Raw genomic sequence first — 259 nt, forward strand, 5'->3', positions numbered from 1 at the left:
GTTAAGTACAATACCGTTTAGAGTATTTGGGCTATTTTTAGCAAGTACTTGCATAGCTAAACCGTGACCCAGTAATAAGTGGTGCGCGGCTTTACGACCAAATTCGCGACCTACAATGCCGGGTGCATGTACGCCTATTTCGTAACCTAGGTAAGAGCTACAAAAAGGTTCGTTTAAGGTGGCGTAAGAGTGCACACGTTCCCCAAAAGCTTTGGTAATTAAATCTGTGTAATGCGCAAATTCGTAAGCGGTGTTACGG

General features: G+C 44.0%; 1 protein-coding gene. It reads right to left on the bottom strand.

What is annotated here, in order from left to right; translation table 11 throughout:
- Positions 1-259, bottom strand: a 259-nt coding sequence (locus tag AAEY57_RS20365) for a family 1 glycosylhydrolase (protein ID WP_350608707.1), incomplete at both ends; no start/stop codon positions are given.

The organism is Pseudoalteromonas sp. MER144-MNA-CIBAN-0113 (assembly GCF_040308965.1).
GTDB classification, from domain to species: domain Bacteria; phylum Pseudomonadota; class Gammaproteobacteria; order Enterobacterales; family Alteromonadaceae; genus Pseudoalteromonas; species Pseudoalteromonas tetraodonis.